Origin of the sequence: Streptomyces sp. NPDC048417 (genome assembly GCF_040651615.1) — a bacterium.
Taxonomy (GTDB): Bacteria; Actinomycetota; Actinomycetes; order Streptomycetales; family Streptomycetaceae; genus Streptomyces.
The window spans coordinates 166,649-186,538 of sequence record NZ_JBEZKI010000025.1; the positions used below are offsets into that span (position 1 = coordinate 166,649).

Sequence of the window (19,890 nt, forward strand, 5' to 3'; positions counted from 1 at the left end):
ACAGGTGTCGCCCGGCCGCCTCCTTGGTACCTCAGCCCGTGAACCCGGCCACGTTCTCCTTCGTGACCACCTTCACCGGCACCTTGATCGTCGACTCGACCTTCTTGTCCTGGATCGCCTTCAGCGCGTTGTCCACGGCGATCTTCCCGAGCTGGCTCGGCTGCTGGGCGACCGACGCGTACAGCGTGCCGTTCTTGACCGCGGTCAGACCGTCCGGGGTGCCGTCGAAGCCGACCACGGACACCGACGTACCGGCCTTGGAGCCCAGCGCCTTGATCGCGCCGAGGGCCATCTCGTCGTTGGCGGCGATGACGCCCTGGACGTCGGGGTGGGCCTGGAGCAGGTTCGACATCACGTCGAGGCCCTTGGTGCGGTCGAAGTCGGCCGGCTGCTGGGCCACCACCTGGATCTCGGGGTAGGCCTTGAGGCCGTTCGCGAAGCCCTGGGCGCGCTCGCGGGCGGCGGAGGTGCCGGCCTGGCCCTGCAGGATCACGATCTTGCCGTGACCGCCGAGCTTCTCGGCGATCGTCTTGGCGGACAGCTCACCGCCCGCGACGTTGTCGGAGGCCACCAGGGCGTCGGTCTTGGCGTTGTTGACGCCCCGGTCGACGGCGACGACCGGGATGCCCGCCTTGTCGGCGGCCTTCACGGAGTTGCTCGCCGCGTCCGAGTCCACCGGGTTGACAATGATCGCGCCCAGTCCCGAACTGGTGAAGTTCTGGAGCTGGTTGGCCTGCTGCGAGGCGTCGTTCTGGGCGTCCGTGACGGTCAGGTCCACGCCCAGCTTCTTCGCCTCGGCCTGGGCACCGGACCGGATCTGCACGAAGAACGGGTTGTTCAGGGTGGACAGGGACAGGCCCATCTTCGGGTTGCCGGAGGAGGAGCCGGTGTGCAGCAGGGAGGTCGCGGCGACGAGTCCGACGGTGACGACGGCCGCGAGCGCGTACGTCCCCGCCTGCTTGCCCTTGTTGCCCCCGGTACCGGCGGCCACCGGGGTCGCCCCGGCCTTGCGGCGCACGGTGTCGAGGAGCACGGCGAGCGCGATGACGACGCCGATCACGACCTGCTGCCAGAACGCGGAGACGTTCAGCAGGTTGAGGCCGTTGCGCAGCACCGCCAGGATCAGCGCGCCGATGAGCGTGCCGGACGCCTTGCCGGTGCCGCCGGCCAGCGACGCGCCGCCGATCACCACCGCCGCGATGGCGTCCAGTTCGTAGCCGTTGGCGGCCTGCGGCTGCGCCGAGGAGAGCCGGGCGGCCAGCACGATGCCGGCGACGGCCGCGAACAGCCCGGACAGCGCGTAGATGGCGAGCTTCTGCTTGTTCACCCGCAGCCCGGAGAGCCGGGCGGCCTCCTCGTTGCCGCCGATCGCGTACATCGAGCGCCCGATGTACGTCCGGCCGAGGACGAAGGCCGCGATCAGCCCCATGAGGACCATGACGAGGACCGGCACCGGCAGCCAGCCGCCCAGCGTGTCACCGAGGTGCGAGACCGAGTCGGGGAAGGCGATGGGGGAGCCGTCGGAGATCACCAGCGAGAGGCCGCGGGCCACCGACAGCATGGCGAGCGTCGCGATGAACGGCGGCAGCTTGCCGTACGCGATGAGGAAGCCGTTGACGAGTCCGGCGACGATGCCGGTGGCGACGGCCAGCAGGACGGCCAGGAACACCGGCACCCCGTGCGAGGTGGCGCTCCACGCCAGCATGGTGGCCGACAGGGCCGCCACCGAGCCGACCGACAGGTCGATGCCCGCCGCGACGATCACGAAGGTCGCGCCGAAGGCGAGGATGGCCGTCACGGCCGCCTGGACGCCGACGTTCAGCAGGTTGTCGGTGGTGAGGAAGTCCCCCGACAGCGCCGACATGGCGATGACGAGGACGATCAGCGCGGTGAGCGCGCCGTTGTCGAGGAGCAGCCGGCGCACGCCGGAGACGCCACTGGCGCCCGCGTTCCCGCTCTTGAGCGTGTCAGTGGCCACGTCCGGCCTCCTTGTCGGTTGCGGTGGTGGGGGTGCTGACGGCGAGTGCCATCACGGAGTCCTGGGTGGCCTGGTCGGCGGAGAGTTCGCCCGCGATCCGGCCCTGGGCCATCACCAGCACCCGGTCGCTCATCCCGAGGACCTCGGGCAGATCGCTGGAGATCATCAGTACGGCGGCTCCGGCGGCCGTCAGCTCGTTGATCAGCTGGTAAATCTCGACCTTGGCGCCGACGTCGATACCGCGCGTCGGCTCGTCGAGGATCAGCACCTTGGTCTCGGCGAGGAGCCACTTGCCGATGACGACCTTCTGCTGGTTGCCGCCGGAGAGCGTGCGCACGTGCTGACCGAGCCCGGCCATCCGCACGCCCAACTGCCCGGCGATCCGCTCGGCGGCGACATGCTGCGCCTTGAGGTCGACGATCCCGGCCCGGGTCGCCCGGCGCAGGGTCACCAGGCCGAAGTTCTCCTCGACGGAGGCGTCGAGGACCAGCCCCTGCCCCTTGCGGTCCTCGGGGACGAGCCCGATCCCGGCGGCCAGCGCCGCGTTGACGTCGTGCCGCTTCAGCGCCGTACCGGAGACCTGCACGGCCCCCTTGTCGTACGGATCGGCGCCGAACACGGCCCGCACGACCTCGGTGCGACCGGCACCGACCAGTCCCGCGATGCCGACGACCTCACCGGCGTGCACCTGGAAGCTCACGTCGTGGAAGACCCCGTCCCGGGTCAGCCCTTGGACGGACAGCAGCGCGGCACCGGCCTCGGCCCGCTCGCGCGGATACTGCTGCTCGATGGACCGCCCGACCATGAGCCGTACCAGCTCGTCCTGCGGGGTGTCGGCGGCCACCTGCCCGACCGACTTCCCGTCCCGGATGACGGTCACCCGGTCCCCGATCGCGGCGATCTCCTCCAGGTGATGGGTGATGAAGACGATCCCGACCCCGTCCTCGCGCAGCTGCCGCACGATCGCGAAGAGCTTGTCGACCTCCTCCGAGGTCAGCACGGCGGTCGGCTCGTCCATGATGAGCACGCGCGCGTCCAGGCTGAGCGCCTTGGCGATCTCGACCATCTGGAGGCGGGCGATACCGAGATCACGCACCCGCGCGCGGGGCGGCACATTCACCCCGACCCGCTTGAGCAGGACCTCGGCGTCGGCCTCCATCCGCTTCCGGTCGATCATCCCGAGGCGGCGCGGCTGCCGGCCCAGGAAGATGTTCTCGGCGACCGTGAGATCGGGTACGAGGTTGAACTCCTGGTAGATGGTGGCGATCCCGAGGCGCTCGGAGTCCTGCGCACCATGGATGCGCACCTCCTCGCCACCGGCCAGGATCCGCCCTTCGTCGGGCGTGTAGGCGCCGGAGAGCATCTTGATGAGGGTGCTCTTGCCGGCGCCGTTCTCACCGAGGAGTACGTGCACCTCGCCCCGGCGCAGATCGAAGTCGACGCCGTCGAGCGCGACCACTCCGGGGAAGGACTTTCGTATGCCCTCGATACGCAGCAACTCGTCCGGGTCGCTCACGATGTGCTCCTTTGCACAGGGGTCTGGTTCGCGCCACGGTTCGCGTCGCGGTTCCCGTCGGGGTTGGCGCCGCAGGAGCGGCGCACGACGAGCCGGGCGGGGAGGGTGACGGACTGCGGAGGCCGCCCCTCGATACGGTCGATCAGCGCGCGTACGGCGGCACGCCCCAGCTCACCGGTCGGCTGGGCGATCGCCGTGACCGGCGGATCGGTGTGCACGAACCACCGGATGTCGTCGAACGCGGCGAGCGCGATGTCGTCCGGCACCCGCAGGCCACGCGCGCGTACGGCGTCGAGTGCGCCGAGCGCCATCAGGTTGTCGGCGGCGAAGACGACCTCGGGCGGCTCGGGCAGGTCGAGGAAGCCCTCGGTGGCCCGCCGCCCGCTCTCGGCCTGGAAGTCGCCCTGGCCTATGTAGGCGTCGGGGAGCGGGACGCCGTACTCGGCGAGCGCCTCCCGGAAGGCCTGCACACGCTCACTGCCGGTGGTGGTGGCCGCGGGGCCCGCGATGATCGCGAGCCGCCGGTGCCCGAGCCCGTGCAGATGGGCGACGAGATCCCGGATGGCGGCGTGTCCGTCGGCCCGTACGACTGGCACGTCGACGCCCGGGATCCACCGGTCGACGAACACCATCGGCGTCCCGCCGCGCGCCGCCTCCAGCATCAACGGCGAGCCGCCGTCGGTGGGGGAGACGAGCAGCCCGTCGATACGGCGGTCGAGCAGCGTCCGCACGTGGTGATCCTGCAGCTCCGGCCGCTCGTCGGCGTTGCCGATGATCACGCTGTAGCCGTGCGCGCGGGCCTCTTCCTCGACCGAGCGGGCCAGTTCCGTGAAGTACGGGTTGAGTACGTCGCTGATGACCAGGCCGAGGGTGCGGGTCTGGTCGGTGCGCAGGGAACGGGCGACGGCGTTCGGGCGGTAGCCCAGCGCCTCGACGGCGGCCAGCACGCGGGTACGGGCGTCGGCGCTGACCGACGGATGGTCGTTCAGGACACGGGACACCGTGGCGACGGAAACGCCCGCCGCGGCGGCCACGTCCTTGATACTCGCCATCGCCGCTCCACCTCCTCGTGGAACTCATGGAATCGATTACATGCACTGCGTACCGAGGATTGGAATCGATTACACGGCGGCGAGGCAAGGGGTGGGAGCTGGCCGAAACCGAATCGTGACTCTGGCCGGTCCGGCGTGCCGGCGCCCCGTGGGCAAGCCCACGGGGCGGGGCCGGAGGGCGCGGGTCCGGTTCTGCCCGACGGCCGTCGGGCAGAACCGCCCGACGGCCGTCGGCGTACGGCCGTGCGCGCCATCCTCGGCTCGGGTGGCTCGGGTGGCTCGGGTGGCTCGGGTGGCTCGGGTGGCTCGGGTGGCTCGGGTGGCTCGGGTGGCTCGGGTGGCTCGGGTGGCCCGGGTGGCCCGGTGGCTCGGGTGGCTCGGGTGGCCCGGGTGGCTCGGGCGGCCCGGTGGCTCGGGCGGCTCTGTGGCTCCGGTGGGCGCCCGCTTCGGCTCCCGTCAGCCGATGCGGGTTCCCGTGCCGCTGACGCGGACGCGCGGGTCGCCCGCGTGCAGCGTCACCGTGAGTTCGCCGGGGCGGCCCAGGTCCTCGCCCTGGTGCAGGGTGAGGACGGCGTCCTCGGCGACCAGGCCCAGCGCACGGGCGTAGGCACCGAACGCGGCGGCCGCGGCACCGGTCGCCGGGTCCTCGACGACGCCCCCGACGGGGAACGGGTCGCGGACGTGGAAGACGGTGGCCGACTCCCGCCACACCAACTGCACCGTGGTCAGGTCCAGGCGGTGCATCAGCGCTTCCAGGCGCGCGAAGTCGTACGCGAGATCCGCGAGGCGCGCCCGGGTCGCCGCCGCGAGCACGAGATGGCGGGCACCGGCGAACGCGATCCGGGGCGGGAACGCCGGGTCGAGATCGGCGGCCGGCCAGCCGAGCGCGGCGAGCGCCTCCGCGAGGTCGGCGTCGGCGACCTCCTCGACGTGCGGCTCGACGCTGGTGAGGGTGGCCGTGACCGTCCCGCCCTCCTCGCTCACCGCGACCGGCACGGTTCCGGCGGGCGTCGCGAACACCAGCTCCCCGGGGCCGATCCGTTCGGCGAGTGCGATCGCGGTCGCGATGGTGGCGTGCCCGCAGAACGGCACCTCGGCCTTCGGGCTGAAGTAACGGATGGTGTACGCCCGTTGCCCGTCGCCGCCGAGGCCCTCCGGGGGCGCGGTCAGGAACGCGGACTCCGAGTACCCGAGGTCGGCGGCGATCGCCAGCATGCCGGCGTCGTCCAGGCCATTGGCGTCCAGTACGACACCGGCGGGGTTCCCGCCCTCGGGGCGGCCGGAGAAGGCGGTGTATCGCAGTACCTCGGGGTGCGGCGCATTCGTCGTCATGACCTCGCAACACGGCGCGGCCGCACGGCTATTCCGGCGACGACTGGCAGATCCGTGCCACCGAGGAGACGCGTTTCCGCACGTGGGAGCGCCACTCGTGGGCACGGATCCTCCTTTCCCCGAACCAGCTGGGCTGGTGGCGGTGGCTTACATCGGCTTCGGCTTGAAGACCGCGAAGGTCGCGCCCTGGGGGTCGGCGACCACCGACATCCGGCCGGCCATCATCTCGAACGGCGGTGCCAGTACGGTTCCGTTGCGCTTGACCAGCGCGTCCACGGTGGAGTCGACGTCGTCCACCGCGAAGTACGTCAGCCAGTGCGGCGGGACGCCGGGCCGGTCGTCCCCGAGCCGTGCGGCGCCGCCGACGCCCTTGCCGCCGATGTTCAGCGACCAGTAGTCCCCCTCGGCGCCCTCCATCGGCTGGATCTCGATGCCGAAGGACTCGCCGTAGAAGCCGGTGGCGCCGAGTACGTCGCTGGTGTTCAGCTCGTTCCAGATCAGCGTGCCCGGCTCGTTGACCAGCCCGGCGCCATGGAACTCGCCCGGCTGCCACACCCCGAACACCGCGCCCTGCGGGTCGGCCGCGATCAGCATCCGGCCGAGCCCGCCCACGTCCATCACCGGGGCCAGCAGGGTGCCGCCCGCCGAGACGATCGCGTCCTGGGTGGCCGGCGCGTCGGTGCTGGCCAGGTAGGTGGTCCAGACGGTCGGCGGCTCCGGCTGCCCCTCGGGCGCCATGGCGGGACCGATCCCGGCCACCGGCTTGCCCCGCAGCGTGCAGACGGCGTACCCGCCGAACTCACCCGGGCCGACCTCGCCCTGCCAGCCGAACAGGTCACGGTAGAAGTCCAGCGCGGCCTGCTGGTCCTGCGCCATCAAGTCGACCCAGCACGGGGTGCCGGTCGCGTACGGAGTAGTGATCTCGGGCATCTCAGGTTCTCCCTGCGCGCGAAAAAGTTCCCGGCGCCCACCTTTACCGCCCGCCGCGGATCCCGCCACCCGGGCCGCGCGGGGAAATTGCTTTCGTAGGCCGCCGGGCCCGGTGAGTGCGGCGATCGCGGACGATCTCCTCGTCGTCCACCGGCAGGGAGCGCACCCCGCTCGGCGGCCCGCAGCGCCGCGGCGGCGACGGAGTCCACGGTGTGAACCGGAGGGCACCCCGGCGTCGGGCGTCGAAGACGGGTCGTGGCAGTTCGCGGAGGCCAGGAGTCATCCTTCCGCAACGCCGTGATGAGCGTGGGGAGTCGCCAAATGATCTCCTGGCCGGAGGGGTGTGAGGCGTTGTCTCGGCGTTCTGGGCTTTGATGTCTTCGTGTGCCGGGTGTCGCAGGCACATGCGGGCATGGCGAGGGGCCGCGTGGACGGGGTCCTGGGCGGAGGCGTTTCTGCGGAGCGTGGTGAGGCGGGCGCAGGCGGGGAAGGAGCCGCAGCCGCGGTGGTGCCTCGGCGCGCGCTGACCGTGGTGTCGGCGGATGTCGACGACGCTGCCGGTGTCGGGGCGGTCTGGATCGTGTGGCGACCGGAATCACGACGGATGCGTGAGCACATCGCGCTCCTGGAGCGCTACGGCGAGCAGTGGCGGTACGTGGGGGGCGGCAGCGGCCCCGGAGACCGTCCTGTCGATGTCGATGTGCTTGACGTGAGTGGCGGCCGGAACACGTCCTCCCGCCTGTCGTCGAGGGTGCCGTGCGCGGGTCTTGTCGGCCGGGAAAACCCCCGTCCGGCTGTCAGGGCACGGTGATAGACAGCCGGGGTGGAGAAGACCCCGGAGCTTCCCGAGCTGTTGCGGCTGATCGACGGGCGGTCGGCTGCCTTCCGTGCCGCGGTCGGCTCCGCGCCCAGCCTCGACGTGCCGGTGCCGACCTGCCCCGAGTGGACGCTGTTCGATCTGGCGCAGCATCTGGGCCAGGGGCGCCGCTTCTGGGACGCCGCCGTCGCCACGGATCGCGGCTGCTGGACGTGGTGGGGGACGTCGCAGTCGCCGGGGACCTGCGCTGCCGTCGCCCGGCACCAGCTCCAGGAGGTCGCGGTCCACACCTACGACGCCCAACTCACCCTGGGTGCCCCGGAGCCCCTGCCGGACGAGGTGGCACTCGACGGTGTCGAGGAGTTCCTGTCCACCTGCTGCGCGACGACGGACGCCTGGCCGCACGAGCCCGCCGCCGTCGACTACCACGCCACCGAGGGCCGCTCCTGGCGCCTCAGCCTCTCGGCCGACGGCGCACGCACCGCCCGCCTCCCGGGGACCGGCACGATGCCCGAGGCCGACGCGTCCCTCCGGGGCACGGCCGGTGAACTGGTCCTGGCCCTGTACGGCCGTGTCCCGGTGGACTCCCTGAAGCTCGACGGCGAGCGCCGCATCTTCGACCAGCTCCTGGCCTGGGACCCGGCGTAGGCCCTGACGCCGCGCCACCTCGTGCGCCCGTGCTGTCACGCGGCGGCCAGCTCGCACCACACGTACTTGCCCCGGTTGCCGAATCTGGACAGCGGCTGCCAGCCCCACAGATCCGAACAGGCCCGCACCAGCGCCAGCCCCCGCCCCTCCTCCAGCTCCCCGAGCCCAGCCAACGGCGCGGGGGGCTCGGGCGGTTCGGGGTCCGCGTCCCACGCGCCGATCCGCAGGGTGCCGGGAGGTGACCAACGTACGCGCAGGGCAGCCGGCCCCTTTGTATGCCGTACGGCGTTGGAGACCAACTCGGTCGCGAGCAACTCGGCGACGTCGAGGAAGCGGACGAGTCCGTGCGCGGTGAGGACCAGCCGGAGGGTGTGACGGCTGACGGTGACGGCGCGGAGGTCGTTGGGGATGGTGAGGGTGTACTCCCAGGCTTCGGGCATGCGTCATCAACTCCGGTGGTTGTGGGGGAGTTTCACGCACGGTGGCATTGCCGCGGCCGTCGTGGCAGGACGGGGCGGTGCACTTCCGCTGCGTGTGCGGTGCGTCACTGACGGTACGGCTTTCATGTAAGACGGAGCAAGCCGATCGCGTAATCTGACTCCGAACGAGCCGCACCGGCGGGCATGTTGAACCGGGGAGCAATTGATGGTTCTGAGGCGCGAACCCACCGCACGCCAGATGCGCCTGGGGGTCGAGTTGCGCAGGCTCCGCGAGGCGGCGGGGCTCACCGCCATCGAGGCGGCGGCGCTGCTCGGTGTGAATCGGGTCCAGATCACCCAGATCGAATCCGGGCTATCGGGCGTGAGCGAACAGCGAGTGCGGCGCCTTGCGTCGCACTACGCGTGCACGGATAAGGAGTTCGTTGATTCCCTGGTGGCGGTGGCTACCGACCGTACGAGCGGATGGTGGGAGGAGTACCGAGGGCTGCTTCCCACCTCGTTCCTGGACCTGTCCGAACTGGAGCACCACGCCAGGTTTCAGCGCCACGTGGCAATCCTGTACGTACCAGGGCTGTTGCAGACCGAGGACTACTCGCGTGCTGTCTTCACTTCCAGGCTCCCGGAACTCACCAGTGAAGAGCTTGAGTTGCGCATCCATCACCGAAGGGCGCGCCAACAGTTCACCACCCCGTACGAAGCGGTGATCCATGAGGCGGCGCTTCGGATCAGGGTGAGCGACCGTGCCATCTCAAGGGCCCAACTCACCCGACTGCGCGAACTATCCGAAGCCGATCACATCACGGTGCGCGTCGTCCCTTTCGACTTGGATGGCTTTGCGAGGGCGTCCAGCACGATGACGTACCTGGGCGGCCCCCTGCCCAAGCTGGACACGGTGGTTCGTGACGCGCTGCACGGCACGGCGTTCATCGATTCGGAGGCCCAACTCGACACCTATCGAACGAGCTTCCGTAAGGTGGAGGAGGCGTCACTCAACCCCGAACAGTCGCGCGAATTCATCCACAGGCTGGCGAAGGAGCTGTGAGGAACCCCATGGATAACTGGCGGAAGTCGTCCTACTCGGGCCCGGGGGATGGCAACGAGTGCGTGGAAATAGCCACCACCCCCACCCACACAGCGGTCCGCGACTCAAAGGCCCCGGCCCGCGCCGCACTGACCTTCCCGGCCGGGGCCTTCACCACCTTCATCGACGACCTCAAGACGTCCGGCTGGCGGAAGTCGTCCTACTCCGGCGAGGGCGACGGCGACAACTGCGTGGAGATAGCCACCACCTCCACCCACACAGCCGTCCGCGACTCCAAGACCCCCGCTCGCGCCACCCTCTCCTTCCCCACCTCCGCCTTCGCGGCCTTCCTTGACGCCCTGAAGAAGCACCCCCACCCGTAAACTCCCGGCGTGGCATTCATGAGCACCCCGCACTGCTGCTTCCTCTGATCGGAAGGCGCTGAGGGCGAGGCCGGACGGCGTCGCCCTCCTTGGTGTGCCTGTTGTGCCGGTTTCCGCATGCGCGACAGGCACGGTCCCTTCCCTTCGGCTCTGCCAGGAGTGCCTCGTGCCCGTGTTGCTTCCCCCTGCCCTCGGACTCTTCCTCGACGTGCTGCGCTGCCCGACGTGCCGCGTGCGCCGTCTGCGCCCCGAACCCGGCGCACTGCGCTGTGCGGTGGGCCATACCTTCGACATCGCCCGGCACGGCTATGCCGGCCTCCTGACGGGCAGCCGGGCCATCAGCGGCGACGACGGGGCCATGGTCCGGGCCCGGGACCGCTTCCTGGCCACCGGCGGGTACGCCCGCATCCGGCAGGCCGTTGCCCGCCTGGCGGCCGACTCGGCCCCTCGGCGGGGCACGGTCCTGGACGTCGGGTGCGGAACGGGCTACTACCTGGCCGGCGTTCTGGACCAGGTGCCCGGCGCCCACGGCCTGGGCCTGGACACGTCGGTGCGCGCGCTTCGCTCGGCGGCCCGGGCCCACGACCGAGGCGCCGCCGTCGCCTGGGACGTCTTCCGTCGCTTCCCGCTCGCCGACGGGGCGGCCGACGTGGTGCTCGACGTGTTCGCCCCGCGCAATCCGGCCGAGTTCCGCCGGGTGCTCCGCCCGACCGGCCGGCTGATCGTGGTCCGTCCCACCGTGCGGCACCTGGCCGAGCTGTACCGCCGGGTGCCCGGAACGATCACCGTCGACCCGGCCAAGGAGCAGCGCCTGCACCGGGCGATGGCCCCCTGCTTCGAGGCCGTCGTCACGGAGCGGGTCGAGTACCCCATGGTGCTGTCCGGGCGGCAGGTCCTGGACCTGGTGGGGATGACGCCGAGCGCACGGCATGTGAGCGGTGCGGACCTGACCGGGGACGGCCTCCTGCCGGACCGGGTCACCGTCTCCGTACTGGCCACCGCCTACCGGCCCCGGTGACCACGACGGGCGCCCGTGCCCGCTGGACCGTGCCGGCGGCGTGATCAGCGCCCACACGTAACCGCCGACGGCCGCCGCCCCTGTCAGTCCCCACCGGTACCGTCGGATCATGGCTCAGCAGACGGGGACCCCCACCGGTGAACGACGACTCGCCACCGTCGAAGGCGTGCTCGAACGCATCACGTACGCCAATGAAGACAACGGCTACACCGTCGCCCGTGTCGACACCGGCAGAGGCGCCGGTGACCTTCTCACCGTCGTCGGCGCGCTGCTCGGCGCGCAGGTGGGGGAGTCGCTGCGGATGGAGGGGTACTGGGGGTCGCACCCCCAGTACGGCAAGCAGTTCACCGTGGAGAACTACACGACCGTGCTGCCGGCCACCGTGCAGGGCATACGGCGTTACCTCGGCTCGGGTCTCGTCAAGGGCATCGGGCCGGTCTTCGCCGACCGGATCACCCAGCACTTCGGGATGGACACGCTCCGGATCATCGAGGAGGAGCCGAAGCGGCTGATCGAGGTGCCCGGGCTCGGGCCGAAGAGGACCAAGAAGATCGCCGACGCCTGGGAGGAGCAGAAGGCGATCAAGGAGGTGATGCTGTTCCTCCAGACCGTCGAGGTGTCCACGTCCATCGCCGTGCGTATCTACAAGAAGTACGGCGACGCCTCGATCTCCGTCGTGAAGAACCAGCCCTACCGGCTCGCCGCCGACGTCTGGGGCATCGGGTTCCTCACCGCCGACAAGATCGCCCAGTCCGTCGGGATTCCCCATGACAGTCCGGAGCGGGTGAAGGCGGGGTTGCAGTACGCCCTGTCGCAGTCCGCCGACCAGGGGCACTGCTATCTCCCCGAGGAGCGGCTGATCGCCGACGCGGTCAAGCTGCTCCAGGTCGACACCGGGCTCGTCATCGACTGCCTGGCCGAGCTGGCCGCACCGCCCGAGGACGGGGAGGACCCGGGTGTCGTACGGGAGAAGCTGCCCGGGTCCGCCCCCGACGCCGAACCCGTCACCGCCGTCTACCTCGTTCCCTTCCACCGGGCCGAAGTGGCGCTCGCGGCGCAGCTGTTGCGGCTGCTGCGCACCGGCGACGACCGGATGCCGTCGTTCAAGGACGTCGCCTGGGACAAGGCGCTCGCCTGGCTGAAGGACCGGACCGGTGCCGACCTGGCCCCCGAGCAGGAGGCCGCCGTCAGGCTCGCGCTGACCGAGAAGGTCGCCGTGCTGACCGGCGGGCCGGGCTGCGGCAAGTCGTTCACCGTCAGGTCGATCGTGGAGCTGGCGCGGGCCAGGCGAGCCAAGGTGGTGCTCGCCGCCCCCACCGGCCGTGCCGCCAAGCGGCTCGCCGAGCTGACCGGCGCCGAGGCCTCCACCGTGCACCGCCTGCTGGAGCTGAAGCCCGGCGGTGACGCCGCCTACGACCGGGACCGGCCGCTGGACGCCGACCTGGTCGTGGTCGACGAGGCGTCGATGCTGGATCTGCTGCTCGCCAACAAGCTGGTGAAGGCCGTACCGCCCGGTGCGCACCTGCTGTTCGTCGGGGACGTCGACCAGTTGCCCAGCGTCGGGGCGGGCGAGGTGCTGCGGGATCTGCTCGCCGAGGACAGTCCCCTCCCCGCCGTCCGTCTCACCCGTGTCTTCCGGCAGGCCCAGCAGTCGGGGGTGGTGACCAACGCGCACCGGATCAACGCGGGGCAACAGCCGGTCACCGACGGCATGAACGACTTCTTCCTCTTCGTGGAGGACGAGACGGAGGAGGCGGGCAGGCTCACCGTCGACGTCGCCGCCCGCCGGATTCCGGCCAGGTTCGGGCTCGATCCACGGCGGGACGTGCAGGTGCTCGCGCCCATGCACCGGGGGCCGGCCGGCGCGGGCGTGCTCAACGGTCTGTTGCAGCAGGCCATCACGCCCGGCCGGCCCGACCTCGCCGAGAAGCGGTTCGGCGGCCGGGTCTTCCGGGTCGGCGACAAGGTCACCCAGATTCGCAACAACTACGAGAAGGGCAAGAACGGGGTCTTCAACGGCACCGTGGGCGTGGTCACCTCGCTCGACCCGGTCGACCAGCGCCTCACGGTGCTGACCGACGAGGACGAGGAGGTTCCGTACGAGTTCGACGAACTGGACGAACTGGCCCACGCCTACGCGGTGACCATCCACCGTTCACAGGGAAGTGAATATCCCGCCGTGGTGATCCCGGTCACCACCGGTGCCTGGATGATGCTCCAACGGAACCTCATCTACACGGCGGTCACCCGGGCCAAGCAGCTGGTCGTCCTCGTCGGTTCACGCAAGGCGATCGGTCAGGCGGTGCGCACGGTGTCGGCGGGCCGGCGCTGTACGGCACTGGACTTCCGGCTCCGGGGCGGCTCGTGGACGGGCCACGGGCGGCTTGTGGAGGGCCCCTTCGGGGTTATCACAAAAAATGATCGATCAAATGAGTCGTGAAGGTCACAGAGCACTTCCAGATGGGGAAACAAGGGGGCAGGATGAGCAGGTTGGCGGCACTGAGTGCCGTCGATGGGCCTAATGGTCGACCCCGAGTGCACTCTCCTGAGCCAAATGGGGGATGGTAGAGACAGTCAGGGCACCTCGAAGATGAGGCACTACGTCGGTGAGGGAAGACGTGAGCGACAACTCTGTAGTACTGCGGTACGGCGACGGCGGCGAGTACACCTACCCGGTGGTCGACAGCACCGTCGGCGACAAGGGCTTCGACATCGGGAAGCTCCGCGCCCAGACCGGTCTGGTGACCCTGGACAGCGGATACGGCAACACTGCCGCCTACAAATCTGCCATTACTTACCTCGACGGCGAGGCGGGCATCCTTCGGTACCGCGGCTATCCGATCGAGCAGCTGGCGGAGCGCTCCACCTTCCTGGAGGTGGCGTATCTGCTGATCAACGGTGAGCTGCCGACGGTGGACGAGCTCACCACGTTCAAGAACGAGATCACGCGGCACACCCTGCTGCACGAGGACGTCAAGAACTTCTACCGGGGCTTCCCGCGCGACGCCCACCCGATGGCCATGCTGTCGTCGGTCGTTTCGGCGCTGTCCACCTTCTACCAGGACAGCCACAACCCGTTCGACGCGAAGCAGCGCGACCTCTCCACCATCCGGCTGCTCGCCAAGCTTCCGACGATCGCCGCGTACGCGTACAAGAAGTCGGTCGGCCACCCGTTCGTCTACCCGCGCAACGACCTCTCCTACGTGGAGAACTTCCTGCGCATGACGTTCTCGGTACCGGCGCAGGACTACGAGCTGGACCCGGTCGTCGTCTCGGCGCTCGACAAGCTGCTGATCCTGCACGCCGACCACGAGCAGAACTGTTCGACGTCGACGGTCCGTCTGGTCGGCTCGTCGCAGGCGAACATGTTCGCGTCGATCTCCGCCGGCATCTCCGCCCTGTGGGGCCCCCTGCACGGCGGCGCCAACCAGTCCGTGCTGGAGATGCTCGAGGGCATCCAGGCCAACGGCGGTGACGTCGACTCCTTCATCCGCAAGGTGAAGAACAAGGAGGACGGCGTCCGTCTGATGGGCTTCGGCCACCGGGTCTACAAGTCCTTCGACCCGCGCGCCAAGATCATCAAGTCCGCCGCGCACGACGTCCTCTCGGCGCTCGGCAAGTCCGACGAGCTGCTGGACATCGCGCTGAAGCTGGAGGAGCACGCGCTCTCCGACGACTACTTCGTCTCGCGCAACCTCTACCCGAACGTCGACTTCTACACCGGCCTGATCTACCGCGCCATGGGCTTCCCGACCGAGATGTTCACGGTCCTGTTCGCCCTCGGCCGGCTGCCGGGCTGGATCGCCCAGTGGCAGGAAATGATCAAGGAGCCGGGCTCCCGCATCGGTCGCCCGCGCCAGATCTACACGGGTGTCGTCGAGCGCGACTTCGTGCCGGTCGAGGAGCGCTGACACCAGCCGGTCAGGGGGCGCCGTCTTCATCGGTGCCCCCGCCGCACGGGCACAGCGGCACAGCGGCACGGGCACAGCCGTACCGGCACAGCGGGAAACCGCAGGCATACGCATAACAGAAGGCGCCCTGGAGCGCCGGTCCCCCCACGGGCCGGCGACCAGGGCGCCTTCCCGTGTCCCGGTGCGGATTCCCCCCACGGGATCCGGCCGGGCGCTCGGTATGGCAGCGCCTGAATTCGCTGCTTTGAGCACAACGAGCAGAACTCGCCGTACTACATGCCGTACTCCAGTGATGCGGTGCGATCTGCCGGGACCCGTACCGCACGAGAGGGCCGCTCAAAGCTTCCCGTCGTACGTGTCCCGGCAACGCATCTCTGAGGAAGTCCCCCAAGACATCCTCAGATGCCAGGTCAACGCCCCCCAAGACGCTGGTCTGACATCGCCAACTTAGACCTTCGAACCCCTTCGATGGTTACGTTCGCATCACTGTGATCTGCGTCTCTTGCATATGTCCGTTAGATGCGCAAGAGCCCCGATACGGCGATCGGAACTCAAGCGTAAGGATGATGCACGAGCCTTGTGAAGAGCTTATGTGAGGTGCGCGTTGGACTCCAGGGGGACTTCCGCATCCGCTGCCGCGAACCGGCGGTAACTTTCAGCGGAAGGTGCGCAGCCGCAGGCTGTTGGTCACCACGAACACCGACGAGAAGGCCATCGCGGCCCCCGCGATCATCGGATTGAGCAGCCCGGCGGCGGCCAGGGGGAGCGCGGCCACGTTGTAGCCGAAGGCCCACACGAGGTTGCCCTTGATGGTGGCGAGGGTCCGCCGGGAGAGCCGGATCGCGTCCGCCGCCGCCCGCAGATCGCCGCGCACCAGGGTCAGATCGCCGGCCTCGATCGCCGCGTCCGTCCCCGTGCCCATCGCGAGCCCCAGGTCGGCGGTGGCCAGCGCGGCCGCGTCGTTGACGCCGTCGCCGACCATGGCGACCGTGCGCCCCTCGCGCTGCAGCCGTCGTACGACGTCCACCTTCTCCTCGGGCAGCACCTCGGCGACGACCTCGCCGATCCCGGTCGCCCGGGCGACCGACTCGGCCACCGCCCGGTTGTCCCCGGTCAGCAGCACCGGCGTCAGTCCGAGGGCGCGCAGTGCGCGCACCGCCTCGGAGCTGGTCTCCCTGACCGTGTCCGCGACGGCGAGGACACCGCGGGCCCGGCCGTCCCAGCCGACCAGGACGGCCGTACGGCCCTCCTCCTCGGCCCGGGAGCGGGCGGCGGTCAACTCCTCCGGTACGACGTCGAAGAGGCGCCCCACGGCCACCTCGTGGCCGTCCACGCGACCGCGCACGCCCCGTCCGGGAACGTTCTCGAACTGCTCGGCCGCGGGCAGGGTCCCGACCCGCTCCTCGGCCCCCGCCGCGACCGCCCGCGCCACCGGATGCTCCGAGGCGTGTTCGAGGGCGCCCGCGAGCCGCAGCACCTCGTCCTTGTCGGCGCCGTCGGCGACGTACACCTCCTGGAGGCTCATCCGCCCGGTGGTCACCGTCCCGGTCTTGTCGAGGACGACGGTGTCGACCCGGCGCGTGGACTCCAGCACCTCCGGGCCCTTGATGAGGATGCCGAGCTGCGCGCCCCGCCCGGTGCCGACCATCAGCGCGGTCGGCGTCGCCAGGCCCAGGGCGCACGGGCAGGCGATGATCAGCACGGCTACGGCGGCGGTGAACGCGGCGGCCGTGTCACCGGTGACGCCGAGCCAGACCCCGAAGGTCGCGAGCGCGATCAGGATGACGGCGGGGACGAAGACGGCGGAGATCCGGTCGGCGAGCCGCTGCACCTCGGCCTTGCCGTTCTGCGCGTCCTCCACCAGCCTCGCCATCCGCGCGAGCTGGGTGTCGGCCCCGACCCGGCCGGCCTCGACGACCAGCCGCCCGCCCGCGTTCACGGTGGCCCCGGTGACGGCGTCGCCCACGGTCACGTCCACCGGCACGGACTCGCCGGTCAGCATCGACGCGTCCACCGCCGAGGCGCCCTCGACCACGGTCCCGTCGGTCGCGATCTTCTCCCCGGGCCGTACGACGAACCGGTCGCCGACCACCAGCGACGCCACCGGAACCCGCACCTCGCGCCCGGCCCGCAGCACCGCCACGTCCTTGGCGCCCAGCTCCATCAGCGCCCGCAGGGCCGCTCCCGCCCGCCGCTTGGAGCGGGCCTCCAGATAGCGGCCGAGCAGGATCAGCGCGACGACCCCGGAGGCGACTTCGAGGTAGATCGAGGACGCGCCCCCCATACCGCCGTCCGCCCGGGAGACGGTGAACCGGAACTCGTCGTGCATGCCGGGTATGCCCGCGTCGCCGAAGAACAGCGCCCACAGCGACCAGCCGAACGCGGCCAGCGTGCCGACGGAGACCAGGGTGTCCATGGTGGCCGCGCCATGCCGGGCGTTGGCCCAGGCGGCCCGGTGGAACGGCAGGCCGCCCCAGACGACGACCGGCGCCGCGAGCGTCAGGGACAGCCACTGCCAGTTGTCGAACTGCCACGCCGGAACCATGGCGAGCAGCACCACCGGCGCGGCCAGCAGGGCGGAGACGAGCAGGCGATGGCGGAGGGCGGCGAGTTCGGGATCCCGCTCGGCCCGGGCCTGCGGTTCCGGTTCCCGGGCCGGCTCCGGCGGCGCGGGCTCCTCGGCGGTGTACCCGGTCCTCTCGACCGTGGCGATCAGGTCGGCGACCTGAACCCCCCCGGGGTATGTGACCTTGGCTTTCTCGGTCGCGTAGTTCACGGTGGCGGTGACGCCGTCCATCCGGTTGAGCTTCTTCTCGACCCGGGCGGCGCAGGAGGCGCAGGTCATACCGCCGATGAGGAGTTCGACCTCGGCCGTCGGGCCGACGGCCGGCCCGGCTATCTGTGTCTCTGCGGTGGTGGTGCTGGTCATGTCCGGACTCCAGACAACGGACCGGACCGCGCGGATCCAGTATCAGCTGGTCGGCGCCGCCCGGCGGAGAGATGCGTTTCCGTCGTACGTACTGCTGGTGCTGCTCGTGCCGGCCGGCGCTGCTCCGACGTCAGACGCGGCCGACGAGCTCGAAACCCGCCTCGTCGACGGCGGCGCGGACCGCCTCGTCGTCGAGCGGGGCCGTGGAGACGACCGTGACCTCACCGCTGGCCGCGACGGCCTTCACCGAGCCGACGCCGGGCAGCCCGGAGATCTCGGCGGAGACGGAACCCTCGCAGTGTCCGCAGCTCATGCCGGTCACCTTGTAGACGGCGGTCACGGAACCCGGGGTGTCGGTCTGGGCGGTCATGTCGTTCTCCTCGTGGAGGCGGGTGGGGCCGGTGGGGGCCGCGAGGGAACCCCACTGTTCTCACACTATACCCCTAGGGGGTATTTCTCCAAGAGGGGCCCCGGCGCGCCAGCGAGCGCACCCAGGCGATGCCGAGCAGCGAGACGAGCACCAGCAGACCGACCGAGAAGAGGGTGAAGAGGTGCTCCTGTGTCGTGGTGGGGCGCGGGATGTACCCCTCGGCGAACAGCCGCCGGTCCAGTCCGGTACCCGCCAGTTGCGCCACCAGCCAGATCGCGATGCCGTGCGTGGAGTCCCACAGGGCGTGCAGCAGGGCGACGCCGAGGCAGGTGCCCACGACCGGGGAGGTGAGGCGGAAGCGGCCGTTCGGGCGGCGGCAGGAGAGCAGGACACCGCCCGTGATCGCCGTCCACAGGCCGTGCCCGAAGGGGGTCGGCACCCCGCGCAGTATCTCCGTCTCGATCAGCGCCCGCAGGTCGATGCCCTCGGTGGAGACCGCCGCGTTGAAGGCGTAACCGGCGCTCTCCAGGGCCGCGAAGCCGAAGCCGACGGCGGCGCCGAGCACCAGCCCGGCCCGCATGCCCCGGATCCCGGGCAGTCGGCGCAGCACGAACATCAGCGCGCCCAGCTTCACCGCCTCCTCGATCAGGCCGACGGCGAGGAACATCCCCCAGGAGGGGCGGACGAGGTAGGACTCCATCACCGAGGCGCCCAGCACCCCGAGCGTGCCGCCGGTCAGGAAGCAGCCGAGGATCGCGCTGACGCCGAGGTCGCGGCCGTGCCGCTCGTACGCCCACAGCACGAAGGCGACCGGGACGAGAAAGCTGCCGAGCAGGATGAGCGTCGGCAGCAGCGTGGTGTTCTTCGTCGCGTACGTCACCACCGCCGTCAGCGCCCACAGGGCGAGCCCGCCGCCGAGGCAGCGCTTCCACAGGCCGGTGCGGATCCGGGGGTACGGCGGTGGCGGCTGCTGCGGACCGGGGATGCGGGCCTGCGGCCGACGGGGCGGCGGAGAGTGGGTCACGGCGGGGTCCCCCTGGGTGCTCCTGCGGGCGCGGGCGCGGGCGCGGGTGCGGGCGCGGGTGGCGGATCGGGACTGGGGCGCTTACCCGCACTTTAGGCATATGTGCTGAATGTCGCAGTCCAAAGAGGGCGTTGGGAGGAACCCCGGCCCCGGAGATGCCCCGCACGGCGCGGACCCGGCGAAGGCGGTCGACAGGCGCCCCGACGCGCACGGAGCCGTGCTGACATGCGGCTCAGTCGCCCACCCGGCGCCCCCGTGGTCGCCGTCCCGCCGCCGCTGACCGCGGCAGCGGATCGGGGCGGCGGATCGGGGCGGCGGATCGGGGCGGCGGATCGGGGCGCGACCGGACGCGGCGGGCCGGAACCGGCGGCTCTGCTGTCTGTCCGGCGGCCGTGTGGCCGTCCTCCCGTTGCCGCTGACCGCGGCGGCGGATCGGGGCGCGACCGGACGCGGCGGGCCGGAACCGGCGGCTCTGCTGTCTGTCCGGCGGCCGTGTGGCCGTCCTCCCGTTGCCGCTGAAC

The 19,890-nt window shown here is 70.7% G+C and carries 15 protein-coding genes and 1 pseudogene; 7 read left to right on the plus strand and 9 right to left on the minus strand.

The features are described from left to right. Positions 1 to 31: 31 nt before the first annotated feature. From AB0D59_RS34825 to AB0D59_RS34845, 5 genes are all read right to left on the minus strand, one after another. A complete protein-coding gene (locus AB0D59_RS34825; protein WP_362574298.1) occupies positions 32 to 1,978 on the minus strand; it encodes a substrate-binding domain-containing protein in 1,947 nt (648 codons plus the stop codon). After that, positions 1,968 to 3,494, minus strand: coding sequence for a sugar ABC transporter ATP-binding protein (locus tag AB0D59_RS34830; protein ID WP_362574300.1), 1,527 nt, complete (start codon positions 3,492 to 3,494; stop codon positions 1,968 to 1,970). Before AB0D59_RS34830 ends, AB0D59_RS34825 begins: the two co-directional genes overlap by 11 nt. Beyond that, positions 3,491 to 4,546: a LacI family DNA-binding transcriptional regulator gene (locus AB0D59_RS34835; RefSeq protein WP_362574301.1), complete on the minus strand. Its 1,056-nt coding sequence runs from the start codon at positions 4,544 to 4,546 to the stop codon at positions 3,491 to 3,493. The genes AB0D59_RS34830 and AB0D59_RS34835 overlap by 4 nt, the downstream gene beginning before the upstream one ends. Positions 4,547 to 5,002: 456 nt before the next feature. Continuing rightward, entirely contained in the window at positions 5,003 to 5,878 is an 876-nt protein-coding gene (locus AB0D59_RS34840) for a PhzF family phenazine biosynthesis isomerase (RefSeq protein ID WP_362574303.1), read from the minus strand. A gap of 147 nt (positions 5,879 to 6,025) precedes the next feature. Continuing rightward, positions 6,026 to 6,808, minus strand: a complete 783-nt coding sequence (locus AB0D59_RS34845) for a VOC family protein (RefSeq protein WP_362574305.1) — start codon at positions 6,806 to 6,808, stop codon at positions 6,026 to 6,028. Positions 6,809 to 7,631: 823 nt separating this feature from the next. Between AB0D59_RS34845 and AB0D59_RS34850 the strand changes: the two genes are divergently transcribed. Next, positions 7,632 to 8,273 (plus strand): maleylpyruvate isomerase N-terminal domain-containing protein, encoded by a 642-nt coding sequence (locus tag AB0D59_RS34850; protein WP_362574307.1) that lies wholly within the window; start codon positions 7,632 to 7,634, stop codon positions 8,271 to 8,273. Positions 8,274 to 8,308: 35 nt separating this feature from the next. Here AB0D59_RS34850 and AB0D59_RS34855 read toward each other — a convergent pair whose 3' ends face one another. Then, positions 8,309 to 8,713 carry an ATP-binding protein gene (locus AB0D59_RS34855; protein ID WP_362574309.1) on the minus strand — a complete coding sequence of 135 codons (405 nt, stop codon included), beginning with the start codon at positions 8,711 to 8,713 and terminating at the stop codon, positions 8,309 to 8,311. Between the two features lie 205 nt (positions 8,714 to 8,918). On the opposite strand from AB0D59_RS34855, the gene AB0D59_RS34860 reads away from it, so the two are divergent. From AB0D59_RS34860 to AB0D59_RS34885, 6 genes and pseudogenes are all read left to right on the plus strand, one after another. Further along, positions 8,919 to 9,755 (plus strand): helix-turn-helix transcriptional regulator, encoded by an 837-nt coding sequence (locus tag AB0D59_RS34860; RefSeq protein ID WP_362574311.1) that lies wholly within the window; start codon positions 8,919 to 8,921, stop codon positions 9,753 to 9,755. 8 nt (positions 9,756 to 9,763) lie between these two features. Next, positions 9,764 to 9,931, plus strand: a pseudogene (locus tag AB0D59_RS34865) (DUF397 domain-containing protein); the annotation flags it as partial. After that, positions 9,917 to 10,117: a DUF397 domain-containing protein gene (locus AB0D59_RS34870; RefSeq protein WP_362574346.1), complete on the plus strand. Its 201-nt coding sequence runs from the start codon at positions 9,917 to 9,919 to the stop codon at positions 10,115 to 10,117. The pseudogene AB0D59_RS34865 and the gene AB0D59_RS34870, both read left to right, overlap by 15 nt. Before the next feature lie 166 nt (positions 10,118 to 10,283). Continuing rightward, positions 10,284 to 11,135: a methyltransferase domain-containing protein gene (locus AB0D59_RS34875; protein WP_362574313.1), complete on the plus strand. Its 852-nt coding sequence runs from the start codon at positions 10,284 to 10,286 to the stop codon at positions 11,133 to 11,135. A 109-nt stretch (positions 11,136 to 11,244) separates the two neighbouring features. Then, positions 11,245 to 13,575: an ATP-dependent RecD-like DNA helicase gene (locus AB0D59_RS34880; RefSeq protein ID WP_362574315.1), complete on the plus strand. Its 2,331-nt coding sequence runs from the start codon at positions 11,245 to 11,247 to the stop codon at positions 13,573 to 13,575. Between the two features lie 178 nt (positions 13,576 to 13,753). Next, on the plus strand, positions 13,754 to 15,046 hold the full coding sequence (locus tag AB0D59_RS34885) for a citrate synthase (protein ID WP_362574317.1): 1,293 nt from the start codon (positions 13,754 to 13,756) through the stop codon (positions 15,044 to 15,046). A gap of 655 nt (positions 15,047 to 15,701) precedes the next feature. Here AB0D59_RS34885 and AB0D59_RS34890 read toward each other — a convergent pair. The 3 genes from AB0D59_RS34890 to AB0D59_RS34900 all read right to left on the minus strand — a co-directional run bounded on the left by AB0D59_RS34890 (position 15,702) and on the right by AB0D59_RS34900 (position 19,369). Next, a complete protein-coding gene (locus tag AB0D59_RS34890; RefSeq protein WP_362574318.1) occupies positions 15,702 to 17,975 on the minus strand; it encodes a heavy metal translocating P-type ATPase in 2,274 nt (757 codons plus the stop codon). 130 nt (positions 17,976 to 18,105) lie between these two features. Then, positions 18,106 to 18,345: a heavy-metal-associated domain-containing protein gene (locus AB0D59_RS34895; RefSeq protein WP_362574320.1), complete on the minus strand. Its 240-nt coding sequence runs from the start codon at positions 18,343 to 18,345 to the stop codon at positions 18,106 to 18,108. A gap of 73 nt (positions 18,346 to 18,418) precedes the next feature. Next, complete coding sequence (locus AB0D59_RS34900; protein WP_362574322.1) at positions 18,419 to 19,369, minus strand: PrsW family intramembrane metalloprotease; 951 nt, start codon at positions 19,367 to 19,369, stop codon at positions 18,419 to 18,421. Between the last annotated feature and the right edge of the window lie 521 nt (positions 19,370 to 19,890).

Coding starts and splice junctions, on each gene's coding strand:
- AB0D59_RS34895 (WP_362574320.1), bottom strand. CDS start 18,345: ATGACCGCCCAGACCGACACCCCGGGTTCCGTGACCGCCGTCTACAAG.
- AB0D59_RS34890 (WP_362574318.1), bottom strand. CDS start 17,975: ATGACCAGCACCACCACCGCAGAGACACAGATAGCCGGGCCGGCCGTC.
- AB0D59_RS34840 (WP_362574303.1), bottom strand. CDS start 5,878: ATGACGACGAATGCGCCGCACCCCGAGGTACTGCGATACACCGCCTTC.
- AB0D59_RS34855 (WP_362574309.1), bottom strand. CDS start 8,713: ATGCCCGAAGCCTGGGAGTACACCCTCACCATCCCCAACGACCTCCGC.
- AB0D59_RS34845 (WP_362574305.1), bottom strand. CDS start 6,808: ATGCCCGAGATCACTACTCCGTACGCGACCGGCACCCCGTGCTGGGTC.
- AB0D59_RS34860 (WP_362574311.1), top strand. CDS start 8,919: ATGGTTCTGAGGCGCGAACCCACCGCACGCCAGATGCGCCTGGGGGTC.
- AB0D59_RS34880 (WP_362574315.1), top strand. CDS start 11,245: ATGGCTCAGCAGACGGGGACCCCCACCGGTGAACGACGACTCGCCACC.
- AB0D59_RS34835 (WP_362574301.1), bottom strand. CDS start 4,546: ATGGCGAGTATCAAGGACGTGGCCGCCGCGGCGGGCGTTTCCGTCGCC.